1 protein-coding gene is annotated in these 412 nt (G+C 48.5%); it reads left to right on the top strand.

From position 1 onward, the window contains the following. Positions 1-43: 43 nt before the first annotated feature. A partial coding sequence (locus tag NE473_RS30385) for a polysaccharide deacetylase family protein (RefSeq protein ID WP_502802856.1) occupies positions 44-412 on the top strand: 369 nt, incomplete at its 3' end.

A 412-nucleotide genomic window follows, 5' to 3' on the forward strand; every position in this document is an offset into this window, starting at 1 on the left:
GGCGAGGATGTATTTAAAATAATCTTTGATTAGAGCAAATAATATGAGGCCTAAAGTTATTTTTCTTCCACATGCGAATATCCAGTATTCCCAGCTGAAAATGGAACGGCGGGAATGGGTCGTGAAAAACTGCTATGAAAAGCTGTTTGACCTGGTTCGGGACAATCAGTATAAACTAGGATTTGAGGCCAGCGGCAAGACGCTGGATGAAATAGAGAGGCTGGCTCCAGAGGTCATGGAAAAGCTGAAGGCGCTGATTCTGGACGGTCAGGTGGAGCCGGTGGCATCCCCGTATACACATCTGATGATGGGAAATGTGCCGCGTGAGGTGGCGGTACATACATTGCTAAGGAGCCTGGAGACATGGGAGCGTTATACCGGTATCCGTCCGACGGTTGGATGGAATCCGGAA

It is taken from the genome of Hungatella sp. SL.1.14, assembly GCF_024460495.1.
Classification (GTDB): domain Bacteria; phylum Bacillota; class Clostridia; order Lachnospirales; family Lachnospiraceae; genus Hungatella; species Hungatella hathewayi.